This is a genomic window from Acinetobacter sp. CIP 64.7 (assembly GCF_000369745.1).
In the GTDB taxonomy this organism is placed as follows: Bacteria; Pseudomonadota; Gammaproteobacteria; order Pseudomonadales; family Moraxellaceae; genus Acinetobacter; species Acinetobacter fasciculus.
On sequence record NZ_KB850179.1, the window covers coordinates 772,907 to 794,160 of the forward strand.

24 protein-coding genes are annotated in these 21,254 nt (G+C 44.1%); 8 read left to right on the forward strand and 16 right to left on the reverse strand.

Annotated elements, in window-relative coordinates; genetic code table 11:
• Window positions 1-25: 25 nt before the first annotated feature.
• The 11 genes from F890_RS10145 to F890_RS10195 all read right to left on the reverse strand — a co-directional run bounded on the left by F890_RS10145 (window position 26) and on the right by F890_RS10195 (window position 10,950).
• Entirely contained in the window at window positions 26-991 is a 966-nt protein-coding gene (locus F890_RS10145; RefSeq protein WP_004280079.1) for a 2-hydroxyacid dehydrogenase, read from the reverse strand.
• Between the two features lie 22 nt (window positions 992-1,013).
• Complete coding sequence (locus F890_RS10150; RefSeq protein ID WP_005266773.1) at window positions 1,014-1,658, reverse strand: hypothetical protein; 645 nt, start codon at window positions 1,656-1,658, stop codon at window positions 1,014-1,016.
• Window positions 1,659-1,862: 204 nt separating this feature from the next.
• Window positions 1,863-3,752: a M48 family metalloprotease gene (locus tag F890_RS10155; protein ID WP_004280081.1), complete on the reverse strand. Its 1,890-nt coding sequence runs from the start codon at window positions 3,750-3,752 to the stop codon at window positions 1,863-1,865.
• Between the two features lie 89 nt (window positions 3,753-3,841).
• The gene (purF, locus tag F890_RS10160; protein WP_004280083.1) at window positions 3,842-5,377 is read right to left on the reverse strand and encodes an amidophosphoribosyltransferase; all 1,536 of its coding nucleotides are present in this window, start codon (window positions 5,375-5,377) and stop codon (window positions 3,842-3,844) included.
• 24 nt (window positions 5,378-5,401) lie between these two features.
• The gene (locus F890_RS10165; RefSeq protein ID WP_004280084.1) at window positions 5,402-5,983 is read right to left on the reverse strand and encodes a CvpA family protein; all 582 of its coding nucleotides are present in this window, start codon (window positions 5,981-5,983) and stop codon (window positions 5,402-5,404) included.
• 5 nt (window positions 5,984-5,988) lie between these two features.
• A complete protein-coding gene (locus tag F890_RS10170) occupies window positions 5,989-6,990 on the reverse strand; it encodes a quinone-dependent dihydroorotate dehydrogenase (RefSeq protein WP_004280086.1) in 1,002 nt (333 codons plus the stop codon).
• Between the two features lie 90 nt (window positions 6,991-7,080).
• The gene (gene gspM, locus F890_RS10175; RefSeq protein ID WP_004280088.1) at window positions 7,081-7,560 is read right to left on the reverse strand and encodes a type II secretion system protein GspM; all 480 of its coding nucleotides are present in this window, start codon (window positions 7,558-7,560) and stop codon (window positions 7,081-7,083) included.
• Entirely contained in the window at window positions 7,560-8,699 is a 1,140-nt protein-coding gene (gspL, locus tag F890_RS10180) for a type II secretion system protein GspL (protein ID WP_004280090.1), read from the reverse strand. Before gspL ends, gspM begins: the two co-directional genes overlap by 1 nt.
• A gap of 30 nt (window positions 8,700-8,729) precedes the next feature.
• Complete coding sequence (locus F890_RS10185; RefSeq protein ID WP_004280092.1) at window positions 8,730-9,185, reverse strand: phosphoglycerate mutase family protein; 456 nt, start codon at window positions 9,183-9,185, stop codon at window positions 8,730-8,732.
• A gap of 76 nt (window positions 9,186-9,261) precedes the next feature.
• Window positions 9,262-10,335, reverse strand: a complete 1,074-nt coding sequence (locus F890_RS10190) for an NAD(P)H-dependent glycerol-3-phosphate dehydrogenase (RefSeq protein WP_004280094.1) — start codon at window positions 10,333-10,335, stop codon at window positions 9,262-9,264.
• A gap of 33 nt (window positions 10,336-10,368) precedes the next feature.
• Entirely contained in the window at window positions 10,369-10,950 is a 582-nt protein-coding gene (locus F890_RS10195; RefSeq protein ID WP_004280095.1) for a nitroreductase family protein, read from the reverse strand.
• A gap of 258 nt (window positions 10,951-11,208) precedes the next feature.
• Between F890_RS10195 and F890_RS10200 the strand changes: the two genes are divergently transcribed.
• Window positions 11,209-11,589, forward strand: a complete 381-nt coding sequence (locus F890_RS10200) for a hypothetical protein (protein WP_005246748.1) — start codon at window positions 11,209-11,211, stop codon at window positions 11,587-11,589.
• Between the two features lie 61 nt (window positions 11,590-11,650).
• Here F890_RS10200 and rhlB read toward each other — a convergent pair whose 3' ends face one another.
• Together rhlB and F890_RS10210 are read right to left on the reverse strand one after the other, a co-directional pair.
• Window positions 11,651-12,802 (reverse strand): ATP-dependent RNA helicase RhlB, encoded by a 1,152-nt coding sequence (gene rhlB, locus F890_RS10205; protein ID WP_004280098.1) that lies wholly within the window; start codon window positions 12,800-12,802, stop codon window positions 11,651-11,653.
• Between the two features lie 101 nt (window positions 12,803-12,903).
• Entirely contained in the window at window positions 12,904-13,119 is a 216-nt protein-coding gene (locus tag F890_RS10210) for a cold-shock protein (RefSeq protein ID WP_004280099.1), read from the reverse strand.
• A 382-nt stretch (window positions 13,120-13,501) separates the two neighbouring features.
• Between F890_RS10210 and F890_RS10215 the strand changes: the two genes are divergently transcribed.
• The 5 genes from F890_RS10215 (at window position 13,502) to F890_RS10235 (ending at window position 16,256) form a co-directional block, all read left to right on the forward strand.
• Window positions 13,502-13,735, forward strand: a complete 234-nt coding sequence (locus F890_RS10215) for a sulfurtransferase TusA family protein (RefSeq protein ID WP_004280100.1) — start codon at window positions 13,502-13,504, stop codon at window positions 13,733-13,735.
• A gap of 136 nt (window positions 13,736-13,871) precedes the next feature.
• On the forward strand, window positions 13,872-14,741 hold the full coding sequence (gene rpoH / locus F890_RS10220; RefSeq protein ID WP_004280101.1) for an RNA polymerase sigma factor RpoH: 870 nt from the start codon (window positions 13,872-13,874) through the stop codon (window positions 14,739-14,741).
• A gap of 119 nt (window positions 14,742-14,860) precedes the next feature.
• Entirely contained in the window at window positions 14,861-15,226 is a 366-nt protein-coding gene (locus tag F890_RS10225; protein WP_004280103.1) for a DUF423 domain-containing protein, read from the forward strand.
• A 35-nt stretch (window positions 15,227-15,261) separates the two neighbouring features.
• Window positions 15,262-15,459 carry a sulfur carrier protein ThiS gene (gene thiS, locus F890_RS10230; protein ID WP_004280105.1) on the forward strand — a complete coding sequence of 66 codons (198 nt, stop codon included), beginning with the start codon at window positions 15,262-15,264 and terminating at the stop codon, window positions 15,457-15,459.
• 14 nt (window positions 15,460-15,473) lie between these two features.
• Window positions 15,474-16,256 (forward strand): thiazole synthase, encoded by a 783-nt coding sequence (locus F890_RS10235; RefSeq protein ID WP_004280106.1) that lies wholly within the window; start codon window positions 15,474-15,476, stop codon window positions 16,254-16,256.
• A gap of 54 nt (window positions 16,257-16,310) precedes the next feature.
• Here F890_RS10235 and F890_RS10240 read toward each other — a convergent pair whose 3' ends face one another.
• Window positions 16,311-16,922: a glutathione binding-like protein gene (locus F890_RS10240; protein WP_004280108.1), complete on the reverse strand. Its 612-nt coding sequence runs from the start codon at window positions 16,920-16,922 to the stop codon at window positions 16,311-16,313.
• Window positions 16,923-17,139: 217 nt separating this feature from the next.
• On the opposite strand from F890_RS10240, the gene F890_RS10245 reads away from it, so the two are divergent.
• On the forward strand, window positions 17,140-18,585 hold the full coding sequence (locus tag F890_RS10245) for a SulP family inorganic anion transporter (protein WP_004280109.1): 1,446 nt from the start codon (window positions 17,140-17,142) through the stop codon (window positions 18,583-18,585).
• A 151-nt stretch (window positions 18,586-18,736) separates the two neighbouring features.
• Entirely contained in the window at window positions 18,737-19,453 is a 717-nt protein-coding gene (gene trmB, locus F890_RS10250; protein WP_004280110.1) for a tRNA (guanosine(46)-N7)-methyltransferase TrmB, read from the forward strand.
• A gap of 93 nt (window positions 19,454-19,546) precedes the next feature.
• On the opposite strand, the gene F890_RS10255 is transcribed toward trmB, so the two are convergent.
• Together F890_RS10255 and F890_RS10260 are read right to left on the reverse strand one after the other, a co-directional pair.
• The gene (locus F890_RS10255; protein ID WP_005266779.1) at window positions 19,547-20,323 is read right to left on the reverse strand and encodes a Rossmann-like and DUF2520 domain-containing protein; all 777 of its coding nucleotides are present in this window, start codon (window positions 20,321-20,323) and stop codon (window positions 19,547-19,549) included.
• 82 nt (window positions 20,324-20,405) lie between these two features.
• The gene (locus F890_RS10260) at window positions 20,406-21,203 is read right to left on the reverse strand and encodes a thioesterase family protein (protein ID WP_004280113.1); all 798 of its coding nucleotides are present in this window, start codon (window positions 21,201-21,203) and stop codon (window positions 20,406-20,408) included.
• Window positions 21,204-21,254 lie beyond the last annotated feature (51 nt).

Genomic DNA, 21,254 nt, shown 5'->3' on the forward strand with positions numbered 1-21,254 from the left:
ATTTAAACGACGAATCAGATGCATTTTAAAATTCCGGATTGACCACATAACGGGGCACTCGTCCTTCCAAGGCATCAACAAGATTCTGATAAGCCAGTTCTGCCATTTTTTTACGGGTGGCTGCAGTGGCCGAACCCACATGTGGCAATGTAACCACATTATCCAACTGGAATAATTCCGATTCCTTTAACGGCTCTTTCTGATACACATCCAGACCGGCAGCAAAAACCTGCTTGGCTTTTAAAGCTGAAATTAATGCCTGTTCATCAATGACCGAGCCACGTGAAATATTGACCAATACTGCATGGGATTGCATTTTAGCCAATTCCGCTGTCGCAATCAGCGCCTTAGAATCCGCATTCAAATCTACTGCAACGACCACAAAGTCAGAACGCTGTAACAGTTCCTCAAGCTGGCAATATTTCGCATTCAACCCTTGAGCAAGTTCTGGTTTTTCCCGACGATTATGATACAGAATATTCATATTAAAACCGTAAAAACCACGACGTGCGATTGCAGCTCCAATATGACCGAGACCAATAATTCCGAGGGTTTTTCCAAAAATATCCATACCAAATTGTGCTTCGCCCACGGTACGCTGCCATTGTCCCTGCTTGGTCCATTGATCCAAGTAAGCCACTTTGCGTGCTGCTGACATCAGTAAAGTGAAAGCCAGGTCAGCAGTGGTTTCAGTCAGTACATGCGACGTATGACTGAGATAAATTTTCTTTTCATTTAAATAATCCAGTTCATAGTTGTCATAACCGACACTGACACTGGAGATAATTTTTAACCGGGTGACACTGGCCAGATTATCGCGATTCAACAAGCGCCCTGCGCCAATCATGCCATCAGCATCCTGAACCTGCTGCAAAAGCTGTTGATTCACATCGCCTAGCTTCGGTTGTATATAACTAACCTGATAATTTTGTTCCAGCTTGTTTTGAATATCAGTATCAATTTGACTAAATACAACCACTTTTTGTTTCATCTATTTTTATTCCACAGCAAGATTATCCCAGACTGGCAGTCCTATTTTGCATAAACTGCCATAAACGTTTTTTTAGAATCGGCTGATCCAGCATTTCTTGTAAAGATGCCAACTGGATCATTTTCGTATTTGATATATGCGCTACAGGCCCGAGGAAAATAATATTTTTCTCTGCACTCATTCCATCCAGAAAACCCTGAATATAGGATTCTACACCATGTCCATCCTGAACATTGGCCCAGGGAAATGGCCAGTTCAGCTCATGAAACTCACCTGGGACTGCACGCTGGATATTGCCCCATAAATTCTGGGTGTCTTCGGTCATTGCAGTTGCATCAATCACGATACTGCAATGTGCCAGACTTAAAGCCTGCAAACTGAATGGCGGGATTTGTACGATTTCACGCTGTTCCTGAACAGGTGCAATGTGAGTCGGTGCCGCAGGTGGTGTATCAACCTTAAGTGCAGCGCTTGGCTCAGACTCAGGAATCGGTAGATCAGCCAACGCCTCTACGGAAGCAGGCTGTGGTAAGACGATATCGGTGTGAAATTCAGGTGCAGCCTGATCACGCCAGATCGAAACCTGGTGCGGCTGACATGCGCTGTCCCTAGGAATCCAGAGATCGATTCCTAATGTTGCCAGTATGTCACGCTGATGCCCAATCATCTTTTCATCATCACCAATTTCAGGCTGAACATTTTAGCCGGATTGCCTGTGCTTTGCCGAACTTTTTCAGCTTTTCTTTTTTATCCTGATGGATTCTAGTACAAAGTTTAGCTGTCTGCTAAAAACCGTGCTTTTAATACACAATTAAACCATTCCTGCTGTTATAACAGATTCCGGCTAAAGCTGCGCGTTGTCATTTATTTTCTACAGAATGGTTAAACTGTTCTTCTTTAACATTTGCTGAACGACCTGTTCTGCCTCAAAACCCAAGCGCCAATACAACAGCTCCATCACGTCCAACTCATCCTGTGTCACGATACGATCACTCCACAAACAGGCCTCTGCAATACCTAAAATACTGAGGCGATCACGCAATAATAGCCCCGCAATATCATTCAGGATTTCTGCTAGATCAATCGGCTCATCAGAAATTTCATTATATAAGTCCAGTTCCTGAGCGGTCAGAATCCGGTTTAAAATCCGCTCCCGCACCTCAAGCTGGTTGCCGCTATTAATCTGCTGTACATGCAGCAAGGCGTCGATCAAACGCACAATCTGTGGCTTGACCTCATCGAGTGCTGTAGGAGTATGTGCAGGAAGCAGATTTAACTCATATTTCACACATTCCAGTAATAATGCATCCAACAGGCCAATTTCGCCATCTTCCTGAATGATCCGTGCCAGCTTCATCAAAAACTGCCGTGCGACAGTTGTCGGCATGCCACCAATATTCTTGCAGGCTTGCTGAAAAATCGAAATATGCACCCGCCCGTCCAGATTGAGCAATGAATCTACAATGGCACGGCTGACTTCAGCCTCAGTCGGAATAAATTCACGATATTGACGAATCATTAAAATGGCGACCATCACTTCACGAGAACCGGTTGCCGTTTGTAATGCACGCTCAATCAGTTCCGGACGTGGCATCTTGAGCCGAAGTTCCGGATTCAGTGGTTTGATCGCATCTTTAATCGCAAAACTGATCGGAGACAGCCGCAATAATGGCAAAGGTTGTGGCGAGCTCCAGCTCATTGCAGTTTCAGGCACCACTTCTTCTAAAGAACGGAACAAACTAAACAAAGGCTGATTTTTGAGTTTTTTCAGATTCTCAAGCTGTAAGTCCTGAATCAAGGCAGGATTTAATTCATAAATCCGCTGATTGATATGGGGATGAATATTCAGCCAGTTTTGTGGGCTCAAGGAATTGGCAAAGCACATATGTGAAATGGATTCAGCATATTCACTATAAATCTGGGAGCCAGAATGATGCACATGGATTCTGAGTAAAGTCTGAATATTGGCATCATTTTGAATTAGGCGTCGGGTCTTTCGATCATTTTTATAGGTCCGACCACCCAGTGAAATATATTTAATAAAACGGGAAATCAAAACACCCAAACTACCAATCAGCCAGATCACCGCACCGACTGCAACATAGAAAGTTTCAAACTTGTTTTCACGCGGACTACCCGCTCGATAAAAACCGGACTTGGCAATCTTACTGCCACACTGACTAAACGTGGTTAAACTGCTATACAGGATTTTCAGGCGGGTATTTTCCGCAGCTTCACCAGAGAGAATTTTATTGAATTCATGGCTGAGCAAGCCATACAGCTCGACTTTATCCAGTGTTTGTATCGCACCCCAAGTCAGGATAATTGCGGTATCCCGCGGACTAAAACCTGCCGTCAATGCATTGACACCAACTTCATCGGGCAGCACATATACCGCCGGAACATCAATCAGAAAAGTCTCTGCCAGCTGCTGGTTAATGTGCAGTGCAGCACTTTCTTCTGGAATACTGTCCATCGGACTCAACCGACGCGCACCCAACTGCTTCGCCAGTGAATAACCACCATTCCGAAAAATATAAAACTCGTAGATGACCGAGATCATCATGGCACATAACAACAAAGCAATCAGGTAAGGACTCAGCGCATGCCAGAAGATTGACTGGCTAGGATCAGTATAAAAAACAAAGAGACCAACAACGGTATTAATAATAAAAATAGTCAACAGAATTGCAATCAGGCAAAAACTTACAGGCAGTACTATATTTTTGTTTTTTATAAAATCGTATCCTACGTTTCGCAATGCAGAATCCTAAAATGATGATTTTCAATGGGCTCATCATAAAACAAAAAAGCGGGAAATTCCCGCTTTTTCATGATGATTTTAACTACTTAGACTTCGCGTACGCCAGTCAAATCCACTGAAGCTGCATCAATATTGACATCAATATAATTGCTTTCTTTCATGGCACTGTCACTACGTTTTTGCTGAAGATCATCCAGATATTGCGCATCAATACCGCCCGAAACATAGATGCCATCAAAGACTGAACAATCAAAGTCTTTGACATCCGGTACTTTGGTGGTTCTTACCGCATCTTTCAAATCTTCCAGATCCTGGAAAATCAGACGGTCAGCACCAATAATTTCACGGATTTCTTCCACGCTACGTTCCGATGCAATCAGCTCAGATTTCGCCGGCATATCAATACCGTAAACGTTTGGATATTTCACCATCGGTGCTGCAGAAGCGAAGAATACTTTTTTCGCACCAGAATCACGAGCCATCTGGATAATTTCATTACAGGTCGTACCACGGACAATCGAGTCATCCACCAACAGTACGTTTTTACCTTTAAACTCAAGCTCAACCGGGTTCAGTTTTTGACGTACCGATTTTTTACGCAGCTGCTGACCAGGCATAATGAAGGTCCGGCCGATATAACGGTTTTTCATGAAACCTTCACGGAATTTCACGCCCAACATATTGGCAAGTTCTAGCGCTGAAGTACGTGAAGTATCCGGAATCGGAATCACCACATCAATATCATGCTCTTCACCCCACTCACGCAGAATTTTTTGCGCCAGCTTCTCACCCATTTTCAAACGTGCTTTATACACCGAGATTCCATCAATGATGGCATCTGGACGGGCAAAATAAACATATTCAAAAATACAAGGACGGTATTCAGCATTCGCCGCACATTGCTTGGTAAAAAAATTACCTTCTAAATCAATAAATACCGCTTCACCAGGCAAAATATCACGCTCAACTTTAAAGCCCAGTGCAGTAATCGCAACCGACTCAGAAGCAATGATATATTCCATACCCTGTTCAGTTTCACGTGAACCGTAGATCAGTGGACGAATACCATTTGGATCACGGAAGCCCACCAGCCCTTGACCGGTAATCATCGCCACTACGCCATAAGCACCTTTACAACGCTCATGCACACGTGTTACCGCATGGAAAATATCTTCTGACGTTGGTACCAATTTGCCATGTTTTTGCAATTCATGCGCCAACACGTTTAGCAGGACTTCCGAATCAGAATCAGTGTTCATATGACGCAAGTCAGTTTTGAACAGGTCATCATGAATTTCTTCGGCATTGGTCAGGTTACCATTATGTGCCAAGGTAATCCCGTACGGCGAGTTCACATAAAACGGCTGTGCTTCAGCACTGCTCGATGAACCGGCTGTTGGATAACGCACATGACCAATACCGTAATTTCCTTTCAAAGCACGCATATGACGGGTATGGAATACATCACGTACCATACCATTGTCTTTGCGCAGGAATAAACGTCCTTCATCACATGTCACGATCCCAGCTGCATCTTGTCCACGATGTTGTAACATCGTTAATGCATCAAACAACATTTGGTTAACGGGTGATTTACCAGCTATACCAACTACTCCACACATAGCAACCTCGCAGACAAGCTAGGATTAATAAAAAGGATTATTTGTAGACTCATCTGCAACTCCAGACTTGGACGATGTTTCAGATGATGAAGCTGAAGGTTTCGATGCCCCTTCAGGCTTGATATGTTGTAGTGCGCCATTCGCGGCTTCTTTCGACATTTGAGTCGCCCAAGGCGCATAAGGCAATAAGGCTTGAATAAACTTGGACTGTTTCCAGTGCGGCGAGCTTTCTACCCACGGACCAATCCCCTGCATGGTAATCAGGACAATGAGCAAACCTTTCAGGCTACCAAAGACACCACCAGCCAGACGGTTGAGAGGACCCAGTTTAAGACTCTTTAAAATACGGTTCAACAGTGCAGTAACGATCCAGGTCAGAACTACAATCAGCAGGACGATAAAGGCGAAGGCCGCAATCTTTTGTACAACTGGATCTGTACTCAGAGCAACCATAGACGGCGCAAGTAGCGTTGAATATTTTGCCGCAACAATCAGGGCAAAGATCCATCCCACTAAGTTCGCAAAGGCTTTAATAAATCCTTGACGCAAACCGTTGAGCCCTCCAATGAGCAAGATAATCAGTAGAAAGATATCAATGGCATTCATAGGATTTAAAGTGCGTCTACACAATCTTTTACAAGTTTAGGTCCAGTATAGATGAGGCCACTATAAACCTGTACAAGGCTGGCGCCTGCCTGTTTCTTGGAAACAGCATCTGCACCTGAAAGAATACCACCCACACCAATCAATGGAATTTGTCCTTTTAATACCGCAGCAAATGCAGCCAGACATGCGGTACTTTTCTCAAATACTGGCGCGCCAGACAAACCGCCCGCTTCCTCTGCATGCTCCAGACCCTCTACCCCTTCACGTGACAGTGTGGTATTGGTCACGATCAGACCATCGATCTTGAATTGCAATAACTGTTTGGCAATAAAGGCAATATCGCTGTTATCCAGATCAGGCGCCACTTTGAGTACCAAAGGTACATAATGCTGGTATTCCTGAGCCAATTCAAGCTGACGCTTCTTCAATGTTTCCAGCAGTTCGGTGAGTGCATCACCACTTTGCAGGCTGCGCAGGTTTTTGGTATTGGGAGAAGAAATATTGACGGTAATATAAGAAGCATAATTATAGACTTTTTCTAAACAGATGAGGTAATCATCTACTGCTTTTTCTACCGGAGTATCAGCGTTTTTACCGATATTAATACCGAGAATACCTTTAAATTTGGCCGCTTTGACATTTTCAACCAGCTGATCCACGCCATCATTATTAAAGCCCATACGGTTAATAATGGCTTTGGCCTGTGGCAAACGGAATAAACGCGGATGAGGATTGCCGGCTTGCGGTCGCGGGGTAATGGTACCAATTTCAATAAAACCAAAACCTTGACCGGCAAGGGCGTCAATATAGGCACCATTTTTGTCCAAACCTGCCGCAAGACCTACCGGATTGGGAAATTCGATTCCCATACAGGTCACAGGTTTCGCAGCAACATTTTGACGCATCAAGCCCATTTTATGGGATGATTTCAATAGTGATAATGTCAGCTCATGTGCACGCTCTGGTGCTAAAGAAAACAACAAAGGGCGGGCTAGAGAATACAACATATCCAGAAAAGTCTACTGCTTTTTAAGTCGGCATATTATAGGCATAGGCTGACAAAAAAACCATGCTTTGCAAATCTTTATTTTTACCGTTTATTGTATGGTCGCCGTTAATTTAATCTGTCCTGCCTCATTATTTAGTTCCATTTTCTCGATACTTAGCCCCATTTGTGCCAGCTGAGTCAGGAAATTTGCCAGTACTGCATAATTTTCATGCATGACCGCCAATTGAATTTTTCCTTCCATTTGCTGGGAAGCCACCGACAATCCTTGCTGCTGTGCGACTCGCTGTACTTTCTCCGCTGCATCCAGTTGGGTGTCCCCAGCCGGTTTCATGGTTACTGCATTACTTTGCATCCAAACAATGGTATCTTTCAGCTGATTTAAGCGTTTTTGCTGGGTATCTGCCGCCTGATGCATATACCAGAGTGCAGAACCGACTGCCGCCACAATCACAAAAACAGTGGTAAAAATCACCATTACCCGTTCACGTACCGACAAGCTGTCCAGATAATCACTCAGTTTTTCAAAAGACTGATCCATACGATTTTGTAGCGCTTCAATGCCTTTCATTATTGAATCCTCACCAGTCCGATCGCAGCTGTTCCGCTGGCCTGAATATTCCCCAGCTCCACCTTAAAGCCTTGCTGGCTTAATTGTGTGGTCAGTGCATTTAACGTTTCTGATGAATTGGCTTTAAGTTCCATACTTAGCACAGAAGCATCATAATTCACCCGTTGTGCCACAATCTGATTTTGCATCAAGACAGGCCCCACCCGACTAATCAGCTGTAATGCATGCGTATCTGCAATCTGGCTTTGACGCAACTGCCCTTCAAACTGACTTTTGATATTCTGCTCAGTGACCGGATAATTTTGTCCAAACCAGTATTTAAACTGGTCAATGGCTTGCGCAGCAGTCTGATTCGCCACTTTCTTATATTGATACCAGCGCATAGCATCATAACTAAACTGCAACACCAAAATACCCAGAAAAACTGCCGCGCAGGCTTTCCAGTAGCCGGAAATAGCACCATCGGATTTTGCTTTAGGCAAGACATTAAACGGATGCTGTTTCGGTTTTTTCAGTACAGGAATTCCATATTGGAAAGACTCCAGTTGCTCCTGAGTGACCAGTGCTTCAAGACTACGCAACTGCTCCTGATTCAGGTTGCTCACCTTATAGCTGAGGTCCTTGGGCTGATAATCCAGATAAAGGCTCAGATCATCTAGCGACTGACCGATATATTCCGACTCGCGCACCAGCAAACGCCCACCAATTTGAGCAATCACACGCTGGTTGGCCTCAGGAATCGGCAGCACCAAAAAGTCCGGCAACAAAGCTGCTAGCTTGACCGGGATCAGGCTTAAAGCATGTTGCAAGGTCTCAAGCGTAGAATTCGCAATTCCTATAATGCTGATCTGATCCGGCTGTTGAAAATGATGCAGCACTTTCATGGCATCTACCGGCAGCACCACATATTCTTCGAGCAAATATTTAATGCCATCATTGCCCATTTTCTTATATTGGCTCTTGGGCAAGGTCTGCTGCAAAATTTGCACATGACGGCTCGGGAAAAATACCACTGCCTCTTCGCCATGATGAGCTTGTATATCCTGAATCAGCTGCTCAAGTGTGTGCGCAGTGTTCCAGAACTCCCCAGTTGACCATTGCCAAACCCCATTGGCTTCTGGCATCCATAAATACAACATTGATTGTGTTCTGCCGTTTTAATTAATTTTTTATAGTGTAGGAATAAAGCTTTTTATCTGTGTGGATAAACCCGGGGCAATCACCGCCTGATCATAAATACGTGTCTCTGCCAATGCATAGGGATGAAAAGATTCAGCCAGCAGAATGGAAGACATATGTGCCACCACATTCATATGACACACCACTGCAATCGACTCATAAGGCAGTTGCGACAACCATTCTACTGCAACTTTGGCATCATCATCCGGTTTGATGGTATTACAGATCACCACCGGCACATCTTTAAAATACTGCTGCAAATGTGCCAGAGTTTCCTGCGCACGCAATAACGGACTGACCACAAAGACTTCAGGCTTAATCAGATCCTTTAAGAACTGTGCAGTTTGCTCAGCCTGTTGATGACCACGCTCCGTTAAAGGTCGCTTGGTGTCATTACCATTGACCGGTGGCGCGGCCTCGCCATGTCGAACTAAAGTCAGTTGCATTTGATTTCCTTATATTCTTTTGCCTGCATGATAAGCAGCGAATATGACAATTCGCAGACAGTCCCTGTGTTATAGATCAGACTTGATGATGTGGCAAGACAAATTCAACATCACTGCGATGACCGTTTTTCATCAATGACAATGCAATATTGAGTGGCGGCGCACCTTCAAAAATCACATCATACAAGGCCGAGGTAATCGGCATATACACATCGAGCTCTTCCGAACGTGCCTTGACCTGTACAATGGTATTAATCCCTTCTGCCGTTTGCCCCAACTCAGTCGTTGCCTGCTCCAAGGTTTTACCTTTACCAAGCGCATAACCCACCTGATAATTACGGCTAAGAGGGCTGCTACAGGTAGCGAACAAATCACCCACACCTGAAAGCCCAAGGAAAGTCAGCGGATTAGCACCGAGTTTTACTGCAAAACGGCTCATTTCGGCCAAAGCACGGGTCAGGATCATACTCTTGGTATTTTCACCCACGTTATACGCAGCAGCCATGCCCATCGCGACAGCATAGATATTTTTTAATGCGCCCCCGAGTTCTACCCCATGCACATCATCACTAGCAAATACGCGGAACAAGGCACTATGTAGGGCTTGTTGTACGGCATAACGCACCAGCTCGGACTGGCTGGCAATCACGGTTCCTGCCGGCTGTCCTGCCACAATTTCCTTGGCCAGATTCGGTCCTGATAACACACCATAAGGCACTTCAGGCAACACTTCACGAATAATATCGCTCATGAAACTAAAGGTTTTGGCTTCAATACCCTTGGTCAGCGAGATCACGGCTTGCGATGTAATAAAAGGTTTGATTTGCTGCAAAACATCCCGGAAAGAATGGCTCGGAATTGCGACTAAAATAATATCGCGATCACGCACAGCCTGTTCCAGGTCTGACACCGCCAGCAGATTTTCTTCTAACTTAAAATCTGGCAAATAGCGTTTATTGATATGGGTGGCATTAATATCTGCCGCAACTGCTTCATCACGAATCCAGATCATGGTATTGCAACCATTACGCACTGCAGTATTGGCCATTGCAGTACCAAAGCTGCCCCCACCCAATACCGTTACTCTTAAAGCTGTCTTATGATCAACTGCAACCGGTTCTACCAGTTTTGAGAAATTTAATTCTGACATCTTATTTTTTAATATCCTGTTATACCGTGCAAACTAGCTGTTCTGGTTCCAGTAACTGACAAAATCACCGGTTCGAATCTCTGTGCGTGCTGGAATTGCTTTTGCGGCAGTGCCAATATAAATAATACCCGAGACCAGATCGTCTTTTGAAATTCCCAATGCCTGCTTAAACAGGCCAGACTCGACTACAGCACCGCTACGCCACATGGTTGAGAAACCCTGAACCTGAAGTGACAGCAGAAAATTCTGAATCGCTGCGCCTGAACTAAGGATTTGCTCAAAATGAGGAACTTTAGGATGATCCTGCAAACGCGTTAAGGCAAGTACCAATAAAGGCGCACGAAATGGATGATTTTTAACACGCTCAATCTGCGCTGTTTCAGTTTCACCCAAATCGACGAGCGCCTGCGACAGCAACTCTCCAAAAGCTTCACGCTGATTATCTGGAACCACCACAAATGTGGTCGGCTTGAGCCGATGATGATCGGGTGCAGTTAATGCCGCCTGAAAGGCTTTTTCCAGTTGTTCTGCATTCGGTGCCGGTGCCAGCAGATGACCAATCGATTGTCGTTGGTGAATATTTTGATGAACGATGTCAATCGCAGATTCCGTCATTGCCTTGTATATCTACACTTAAAAACTATACTCAAGATTAGCATATTCAAAGAAAAATACGCTAGAAACTTCATAGCGATTCAGCCAGCTCATCACCACTTAAAAATAAACTTGCTTGGTTTTTCAATCCCGTACTGCTCTATTTTTCACCTAAGTCACATAGAGCTATACCAAAAATTGCCAAACCTATACAACAGCTACAAAATCTGCGCTGCTTGCTGTGTTGAAATATTCAGCATCGTATTTACTTGAGATTTCATGATGAAAAAAACAATCACTTTCAGCGGATTGGCTATTTCCGCATTACTGCTTACTGCCTGTGCCTCAAACCCGACTGCTTTGGCCGTTCAAAAGGAAAATAACCAGTATGAGGTGACCGGATTAGGTAAAAATCAACTGACCTCGAAAAACAATGCGATTACTGCGGCCAATAAAGCCTGTGGCTCTCGATCAACCCCAATTATTGTGGATGAAAAGACAGCTTATAACGGCGCTTTAAAAGGCGTGGTCGATGAACAAACAGGTCAGATGATCCAGGCAGCAGCTACCGTTCTCGGGAATATCGCAGGTACCAATACCGGTTTAAACCAAAATGATGATTATCAGACGGTTCTTACATTCCGCTGTCAGGCCAAATAAGCTAATAAACCATAGCGCAATAAAAAACCGCTCTTCAAGAGCGGTTTTTCGATGGTCTGGATTAACAATAACCTTCCAGACGGGTCAAAGGCAATTTTTGACCAATGGCTTTTTCAATTTCTGGCAGATAGAACGCATCATCTTCTGCAAGGAAACTGATACTCACACCACTGGTTCCCGCACGACCGGTACGACCAATACGATGCACATAATCATCCGACTGTTCCGGCAAGGTGAAGTTCACCACATGCGATACACCATCAACATGGATGCCACGACCTGCCACATCCGTTGCAATCATGATGTTATGTTTACCATTTTTGAACTGATCCAGCATTTTAAGGCGTTTGTCCTGAGCAATCTCGCCAGACAGCATCACTACTTTATAGCCATCACGTTTTAAATGGTCATAAAGTTTGCGCACCTGATCACGACGGTTGGCAAAAATCATGACTTTTTCAATCGGCTCATCACGCAAGATTTCTTGCAACAATTTATATTTGTCCGCCTTGGCGACCATATAAACCCGTTGCTCGACATCGGCATTGGTTTTCTTTTCCGGTTCAATTTCAACTGTGACCGGTTCAAATAACCATTGTTGTGCAAGATTCAGCACATCGTAGCTGAAAGTTGCAGAGAACATTAAAGTCTGACGTTGTTCTTTACGCGGCGAGAAACGCACAATGCGCTTTACTGAAGGAATAAAGCCCATATCTAGTAAGCGGTCGGCTTCATCAATGACCAAAAATTCAATCTGATCCAGCCAGACTTCTTTTTGTTCTACAAAATCGATCAAACGACCCGGTGTAGCCACCATAATATCGACAGGCGCTTTATTAAGCTGGTTCTTTTGCTTGTCAAAATCCACACCACCCAGCAAGGTCACCACATTGAGACCAGCATATTTCGCCAGATCCTGTGCATCGCTTTCGATCTGTAACGCCAGTTCACGGGTCGGTGCCAAAATCAGCGCACGTGGCTCACCACGATAGCGTTGTTCCTGAATCGGATTATTTAAGAGATCATTCATGATACTAATTAAAAAGGCAGCAGTTTTGCCTGTACCTGTCTGTGCACGGCCAATGGCATCATGTCCTGCCAGCGTGAATTTCAAAACCTTCTGCTGGATAGGCGTCATGGTGGTAAAGCCTAAAGCATCAATCGCTTTTTTTAGATTGGGATGTAAATTTAAGGTTTCAAAACCAGATGACATAAAGCGGTGCTCTAATTGGGTAATCACTAAGATAGGGATAGTATAAACAAAAAACGCCCCAAGTTATATTGGAGCGTTTTCTTTTTAGCTTAATCCGAAGATTAGTCTAATGGTTGAACTTCTTCAGCTTGAAAGCCTTTTTGGCCTTTAACAACACTGAATTCAACACGTTGGCCGTCACGAAGTGAACGGTGACCGTCACCTTGGATAGCACGGAAATGAACAAATACGTCATCACCGCCGTTACGTTGAATAAAGCCGAAGCCTTTAGTATCGTTAAACCACTTAACTACGCCTTGTTCGCGAGCAGCTGTCATAAGTTAATCCTCATTGAAACTAAAAGAAGGACCACCCGGTGTTGCAAACAGCAGAGCAAACAAGTTTGAAAATATTATTTTTAAGCTTGTAATCATTCTGTAAAACTATCAACAAAATCCCGGTTACATCCATTTATGTAATAGGGTGAAAAACAATCACTTTGTTTATTCAAAGTCCCAAATACGCAACGAGCTTAACATGGGTTTATCACAATTAATAGATTTTTTTTAGCATGTTCTGTTTGATTTAGTTATTTTTTTCATGAAAATTGTCAAAAGACTTTATAAAGTCATTTAGATCTTCTTTTTCTGAAACCAGTTTGGTTCTGGCATCATATTTGCTACTATTTATAGCCTTTTCTGCCATCTAAATAAAACCGCAATGTCCGAATATCCAGCGCAATTCAGCCTTATAGACGCTATGGGAAAACCGTGCCCGATGCCGCTATTAATGTTAAAGCGCGCACTAAAGGCCGGAAATCAGAAAACATTCCTGCTGAAATCATCTGATCCGCATAGCCAGACAGATGTCAGCCGCTATTGTCAGCTGCATCAGCTCAAGCTTGAATTTAAAAAAATTTCTGATACAGAGTTTCACTACTTAATTGAATCTTAAAAATTTTCAATTAAACTGTTGATCTTCACTTTCGTATACTTTTTTACATTTCTCTACCCAAATATCCATTATTTGCGGAGAGATTGGATTAAGATAAAACCTAGTTTAGGGTTATCCCGCACTTCAAGGAGAACACATGAGTGACAGCCGCAATCAGTTAATGCCCCTGTCATTATCGGCGCCAGGTGTCAACCTCGGTGCTTATATCAGCACTGTCAATCAGATTCCGATTTTAACGGCCGAACAAGAAAAAGAGTTGGCTGAACGCTATTATTATGACCAAGATTTAGATGCAGCGAAAATGCTGGTCATGTCGCATTTGCGTTTTGTAGTACATATTGCGCGTAGTTATGCAGGTTATGGTTTGCCACAAGGCGACCTGATTCAGGAAGGCAACCTGGGCCTGATGAAAGCTGTAAAACGTTTTGACCCGAATATGGGCGTACGTCTGGTGTCATTTGCCGTGCACTGGATCAAGGCGGAAATTCACGAATATGTGATCCGTAACTGGCGTATTGTGAAAATCGCCACCACTAAAGCGCAACGTAAACTGTTCTTTAATCTGCGAAGCCTGAAGAAATCATCGAAAAAGTTGACGCTCGCAGAAGCACAGTCTATTGCCAATGATTTAAATGTCACACCAGAACAAGTACTGGAAATGGAAGGCCGTCTGACGGCGTATGATGCGGCTTTTGATGCATCAAGCGATGACGATGATGAAGGTTCCACCCATGTGGCACCAGCGTTATATCTTGAAGATAATCGTTATGACCCGGCTCGTCTGATTGAAAATGAAGACTATGAGGAGCAAAGCACCTCTGCCCTGCATGAAGCCATGGATCAGCTAGATGATCGTTCACGTAATATCTTGCAGCGTCGCTGGCTAGATGACGAGAAATCGACCCTGCATGAGCTTGCAGCGGAATATAATGTTTCTGCGGAACGTATTCGTCAGCTGGAAAAAAATGCCATGGAAAAAATTAAAGTGGCGATGTCATCCAATTAACACCAAATTCTGTTACTGATTTACCTCGAAAAAGCCTTCTTTGATGAAGGCTTTTTTATGTCCGCATTTTGAATTTATGCTAAGGTTGAGCGCAAACTTTATCAGGAAGATCAATTCAAATGTGGATTGCGATTTCAGCACTTAATTTGGCACTTGCAGTCATGCTCGGTGCTTTTGGTGCACATGGTTTAAAAGCGCGGGCGACTGAAGCACAGCTCGGCTGGTGGCAAACGGCAACGGATTATTTTTTCTATCATGCCTTAGGACTACTGATTCTTTCTTTACTGGCGAAAGTCATCCCTGCATTGCCCATTCAATGGAGCTTCGGTCTGATTCAGGTCGGCATTTTACTGTTTTCTGGCTCACTGTATATCATGGCCTTAGGATTACCCCGCGGTTTAGGTGCTATTACGCCCATCGGCGGGGCTTTAATGATTGCCGGATGGTTAATTCTGGCCTGGAATGCTTTAAAATACGCCAGATAAGTTTGAACAACACTTAATCATGGAGGGTTGCTAGAATGATGATTTACATCAATGGCGAACAACAGGAAACTCACTGCAAGAATCTGCTGGAACTGATTCAGAGTATGGCGCTTGAGGGTAAGCGTTTTGCAGTTGAAGTCAATGAAATGATTATTCCTAAAAGCAGATTGGGCGATACGCCAATTTGCGATACAGACAAAATAGAAATTATTCACGCGGTCGGTGGCGGCTAATACTCGGGACAATTATGCAAGATTTATTACAGATTGGTTCACGCCAATTCCAGTCACGCCTTTTGGTAGGCACGGGCAAATACAAAGATTTAAATGAAACTCAGCAGGCCATTGAAACCAGTGGTGCAGAGATTGTCACTGTCGCTATTCGCCGTGTCAATATTGGCCAAGATCCTGACCAGCCGAACCTGCTGTCAGTCATTCCTCCGGAAAAATATACCATTTTGCCGAATACCGCAGGTTGCTTCGATGCCAATAGTGCCGTCCGCACCTGTATGCTGGCGCGTGAGTTGCTCGATGGCCACAATCTGGTCAAACTTGAAGTTTTGGGTGATGAAAAGACACTTTATCCAAACGTAACCGAAACACTGAAAGCTGCGCGCACCTTGATTGACGATGGCTTTGAGGTCATGGTTTATACCTCGGATGATCCGATCGTGGCGCAAGAGCTGGAAAGCATGGGCTGTGTTGCGATTATGCCATTGGGTAGCCTGATTGGTTCTGGTCTGGGCATTCTGAATCCACATACCCTGTCAATCATCAAGGAAAATGCCAAAGTTCCTGTCCTAGTCGATGCCGGTGTCGGTACAGCGAGTGATGCCGCGATTGCGATGGAACTGGGTTGTGATGGTGTACTCATGAATACAGCGATTGCAGCTGCACAAAATCCGGTATTAATGGCATCTGCGATGAAAAAAGCCGTTGAAGCAGGCCGAGAAGCTTTTCTTGCAGGCCGTATGCCGCGCAAGCGTATGGCCAATGCCAGCTCACCGGAAACCGGCTATTTCTTTAAATAAATTTTCATGAACAAAAATAAAGGACTCAATTGAGTCCTTTATTTTTGTTTTTAGTTAAGGAATCAGACCTTCATCACGCATAGCAATCTGTACAGACTGACGTTCTGCCACTTTATTACGGATATGAATAATATTTTTATATGGACTCAAATCATGCTCAATCTGGTTCGACCAGTTGGTCAAGACAAATAGATAGGCATCCGCAGGCCCAAAGTTATCATCCACCAGATAATCATTGTCCGATTCACCAATCGCTTTATCGATATAACTCAATAGTCGATCAATCTCTGCATAGGCTTTTTTCTTTTCATCTTCGGATAACTTGCCACCGAAGAACACCGCATAGGCATCATGTAGTTCAGAGTTCAGATAACCTAACCATTCCAGCACTTTGGCACGTCCCATGCCCGATGGTGGAATTAGATCTTGTTTTGGATCGTGTTGAGCAAGAAACGGTAGAATTGCAACATTTTCTGTCAGGATCAGACCAGGGTTAATTTCTAACGCTGGTACATAGCCTTTAGGATTAACTTCGTAATAATCCGTACCTTTTTCTGTTTTATGTGTTTTTAAATCAACACGTTCCAAATCAAAATCGACATTAATTTCATTTAAAATAATATGTGCTGCCAGTGAGCAGGCACCTGGTGAATAGTAAAGCTTCATTTCTGATCCTTGTTATACACTTCTCAATGTTTTAAATCGCTTCTGACAAACTTTCAAGTGATCAAACCTGTAAATTGCAAAAAAGCGTAACTGTCACCTCAGGGCAGTTACTCATTCAATATTCAGGATATTCCGGGCTTTTGCAAGTCAATCTTGTGTAGATTTTTATCTCTATCTGTTTAACATACACAGGTTTTCCAAATTTAGATGATATTTCGTGATTAGCCTGAAAAAAGAAGAATGGTTTTCCAATATCCGCACAGATGTATTGGCAGGTCTGGTGGTGGGACTTGCCCTGATTCCTGAATCAATTGCCTTCTCTGCCATTGCCGGTGTCGATCCGCAAGTCGGTTTATATGCCTCTTTCTGCATTGCAGTATCCATTGCCTTTTTTGGTGGCCGTCCTGCCATGATCTCTGCGGCTACAGGCGCAATGGCACTTTTGATGATTACCTTGGTAAAAGAACATGGTTTGCAATATCTGTTGGCTGCCACAATTCTGACCGGCATCATTCAGGTCATTGCGGGTTATTTTAAAGTCGCTAAATTAATGCGCTTTGTATCGCAGGCGGTGGTATACGGATTTTTGAATGCCTTGGCGATCCTGATATTTGTGGCACAAATCCCGGAAATTAACCGGATGGATAGCACCGGTTATCTGTTTATTGCGATTGGTCTGGCAATTATTTATCTGTTTCCGTATATCCCGAAAATTGGCAAAGCCATTCCCTCACCTTTAATCTGTATTATCGTATTAAGCGGGTTGGCGCTGTTGTTAAGTGCAGATATGCGTACCGTGAGCGATCTTGGACAATTCCCGGATACTTTGCCAGTATTCCTGATTCCAGAAATTCCACTCAATCTGGAAACCTTGCAAATTATCCTGCCTTATTCCTTTACCTTGGCGACTGTCGGTTTGCTGGAAAGCATGATGACCACTACGGTCATTGATGAAGTGACCGGAACTGAAGGTGACCGTCATCAGGAATGTCGTGGTCAGGGTATGGCCAATATTGTCAGCGGCTTTATGGGCGGGATGGCCGGTTGTGCCATGATCGGCCAGTCAATTATCAATGTGTCTTCAGGGGCACGTACCCGTTTATCGACTCTGGTCGCTGGCGTGTTTCTGCTGTGTCTCGTGGTTTTTTTGAAAGACTGGCTGGCTTATATCCCAATGGCAGCGCTGGTTGCGATCATGATTATGGTGGCATTTACCACCTTTCAATGGGGAGCAATCAAGCAATTCAGCAAACATCCGCTAGAATTTAATACCGTGATGATTGCCGTGATTATTGTCGTGCTTGCCACTCATAATCTGGCGCTTGGTGTATTTGTCGGCGTATTGCTCTCTGCCCTGTTCTTTATTAATAAACTGGAAAGAACCGTACATGTCTATACGCATTTGAATTCGGCTCATTCACGCAGCTACTTTATTTCTGGACAGATATTCTTTAGCAGTTCAGAGAAGTTCTATCAGTTCTTTGATTTTAAAGAGAAGCTTGAGCATGTCGAACTGGATCTGACCCATGCGCATATTTGGGACGTGACTTCGGTCAATATGCTGAATAACGTGATTCAGAAGTTTAAAGCCCAAGGGATAGATGTAAGGGTGATTGGTTTGAATGAAGCCAGCAGTACATTGATCGACCGGTTTAGTAGCTGATGAACGATGATTAATAAAAGAGCCTCAATTGGCTCTTTTATTTTATCTGGAAGATCTTGCCGATTTTTATGGAGAAATACCGAGAAAAGTTTGACTTGCTCGGCTCAGGACTTAAAATACCGCATTCTGAATTTTTAGATTTGCCAAAGTTATGTCGAACGATCAATTAGACCAGCAAGTCGTGGAGCTGGAAAACTTAAGCGAGCACCGTGAAATCGTGACGTTTATGCGCCGCTCAATGCCGCTGAATACCTCTCAACGTACTGCGCTTGAACAATATGGTCACTTAATTTTGGAATATCCAGTCGGTGATTTGCGTCAGCACTTTGAACATCCTGAACGTCCTTTGACTGTAGAAATTGGTTTTGGTATGGGCCGTTCACTGGTATTGATGGCCAAAGCTAATCCTGAACGTAACTTTGTCGGAATTGAAGTCCATGTACCTGGAATTGCGCAGTGCGTGTATGAAGCAGGTATTGAAGGCCTAACGAACTTACGTGTGCTGGATGCTGATGCAATTCAGGTATTACGTGAAATGCCAGACAATAGTATTAATGCAGTTCAGTTATACTTCCCTGATCCATGGCAGAAAAAACGTCATTTTAAACGCCGCTTTGTTTCGCATGACCGTATGCCGCTGGTGGAGCAAAAGCTGGAGCTTGGCGGAACTTTCCATGCTGCAACGGACTGGGAACCGTATGCGGAATGGATGATAGAAGTATTGGAAGAACGTCCACGTCTGGAAAATCTGGCGGGCAAAGGCAATAGCTATCCTCGTCCGGAATGGCGTCCACAAACCAAGTTTGAACGTCGCGGGATTGAAGCAGGTCACAAGATTAATGATTTTATCTTTAAGAAAATTTCTTAATCTAAGACTCAAAAAAAGCGCTGATTATTCAGCGCTTTTTTATGGGAAAAATTTGGCTTTGAACCCTGCTTCGTAGATAAATTATCAGCTTCTTCATTTCTGATGACGCGTGAGAATCTGCTGGCTCAACAACTGATAGACATTTTGTAAATCTTCTCGCTGCATATTGGCTAACATCTGCTGATGCATATTCAAGATATTCTGATCACCACGCATCGCTGGGCCGGTCTGCATTTGTTTGGGATCATTCTGAGTGGCTTTATTGGCAGTTTCCAGCATTAAGGGATACAACAAACTGAAATCGACCTGTTGTACATCAACCACCTGCTTGGCCATGTCATAACAGTAATTGGCAAAATTACAGGCAAATACCGCTGCAAGATGCAAACTGAGACGTTGACTGGAACTATAAGTATAAATACGATTGCTTAGGCTATTTGCCAGTTCTAATAACAGGATTTGGTCCTGTTCATTCACCGCTTCAATCAACAGTGGCGTCTGCTGCCAATCAATCTGGCGTTCGAGACTAAAGGTCTGTAAAGGATAAAATACGCCTGCACGCGCATGCACATTTTTCAGTAAATTGAGATGGGTGCTGCCAGAGGTATGTACGATCAGATTCTGCTGTAGATACGGATGAATCTGTTCAATGACGTTGGCAATCGACTGATCACTGACCGCGATAATGACCAGATCCACCTCATGATCCAGCTGTTGAGGCTGAGCGATGGCCTGAGCGTTGAATTGCTCAGCCAGATATTGTGCTTTTTCTAGGGTTCGACTGTAGATCTGTACGATCTCATGGTGTGCTGACAATACAAGGGCAAGATGATATGCCACTCGCCCTGCCCCAATCATACTGATCCGCATCTGCTGTTCTTCCTGATAAATTACGCACAGCATGCCAATAAATAAAGATTGAGGCAATTGGCCTTGATGTTTCGAATAGACTTTAGAACTTTCGCAGGGTCAGAATCTGTTCACTTCGACCAAAAGGTCCATGAACATCATGCAGAATCCCGCTGGTCAGACCAATACCATCTTCACCATATTGCTGCACCACTTCCAGTCCCAGCCATTTACCCTGCGGCAGACGGTGCATATGAATCTGCAGGTCCAGATTCGGAAATCCCCAACCGGAATTCGGGTCCTGACGTGGCACAATGCCATTGGCCGTATCGACCATACCGAGCAAACGACTAAAGTCTGTCGTCGGTTGACCTTCTACCATGTCCAGCGAATTTCTTAGCCAGACAATGCCCTTGCCTGCACGATGGTCAGCATGTGCCCGGGTTTCAATACTCTGGATATAACCGCCCGGCCAGCAGCGCATACCCTCCCAAACCGGTAAATATTCTGGACTTTCGATCGGAAAATCTTCCACTCCAGCAATGGCCGTGGTATTTGAAGTTAGCATTCTCCACGCGCGTGCCACGATACAGGTTTTACCATTGGCACACATTTCAGCTTCAACCAGTTCAATGGTTTTACCCGGACGGATCATGCGTGTGGTAATCGAAAATTCACCAAAGGCTATCAGGCCAAAAATATCCAGCCCGACCCGACCAATACGCATGTCAGCACGTGGCTGAAACTGTTCCAGTTCGACGCATAGAATACCGGTGGCTGGCGCCATGTGCTGCTCATGCGGATTCCACGCACCTTGTGCATGAATATTAGAACGGTAATAAGCCGTAGTACTGCCATCTGCATGCTGTTCGCGCTGAATAAAACTGTAATATGCCGACATTGTTTTAATACTTCCCTGAATATTCACTTAAACTTTAGAGTTTACAAAAAG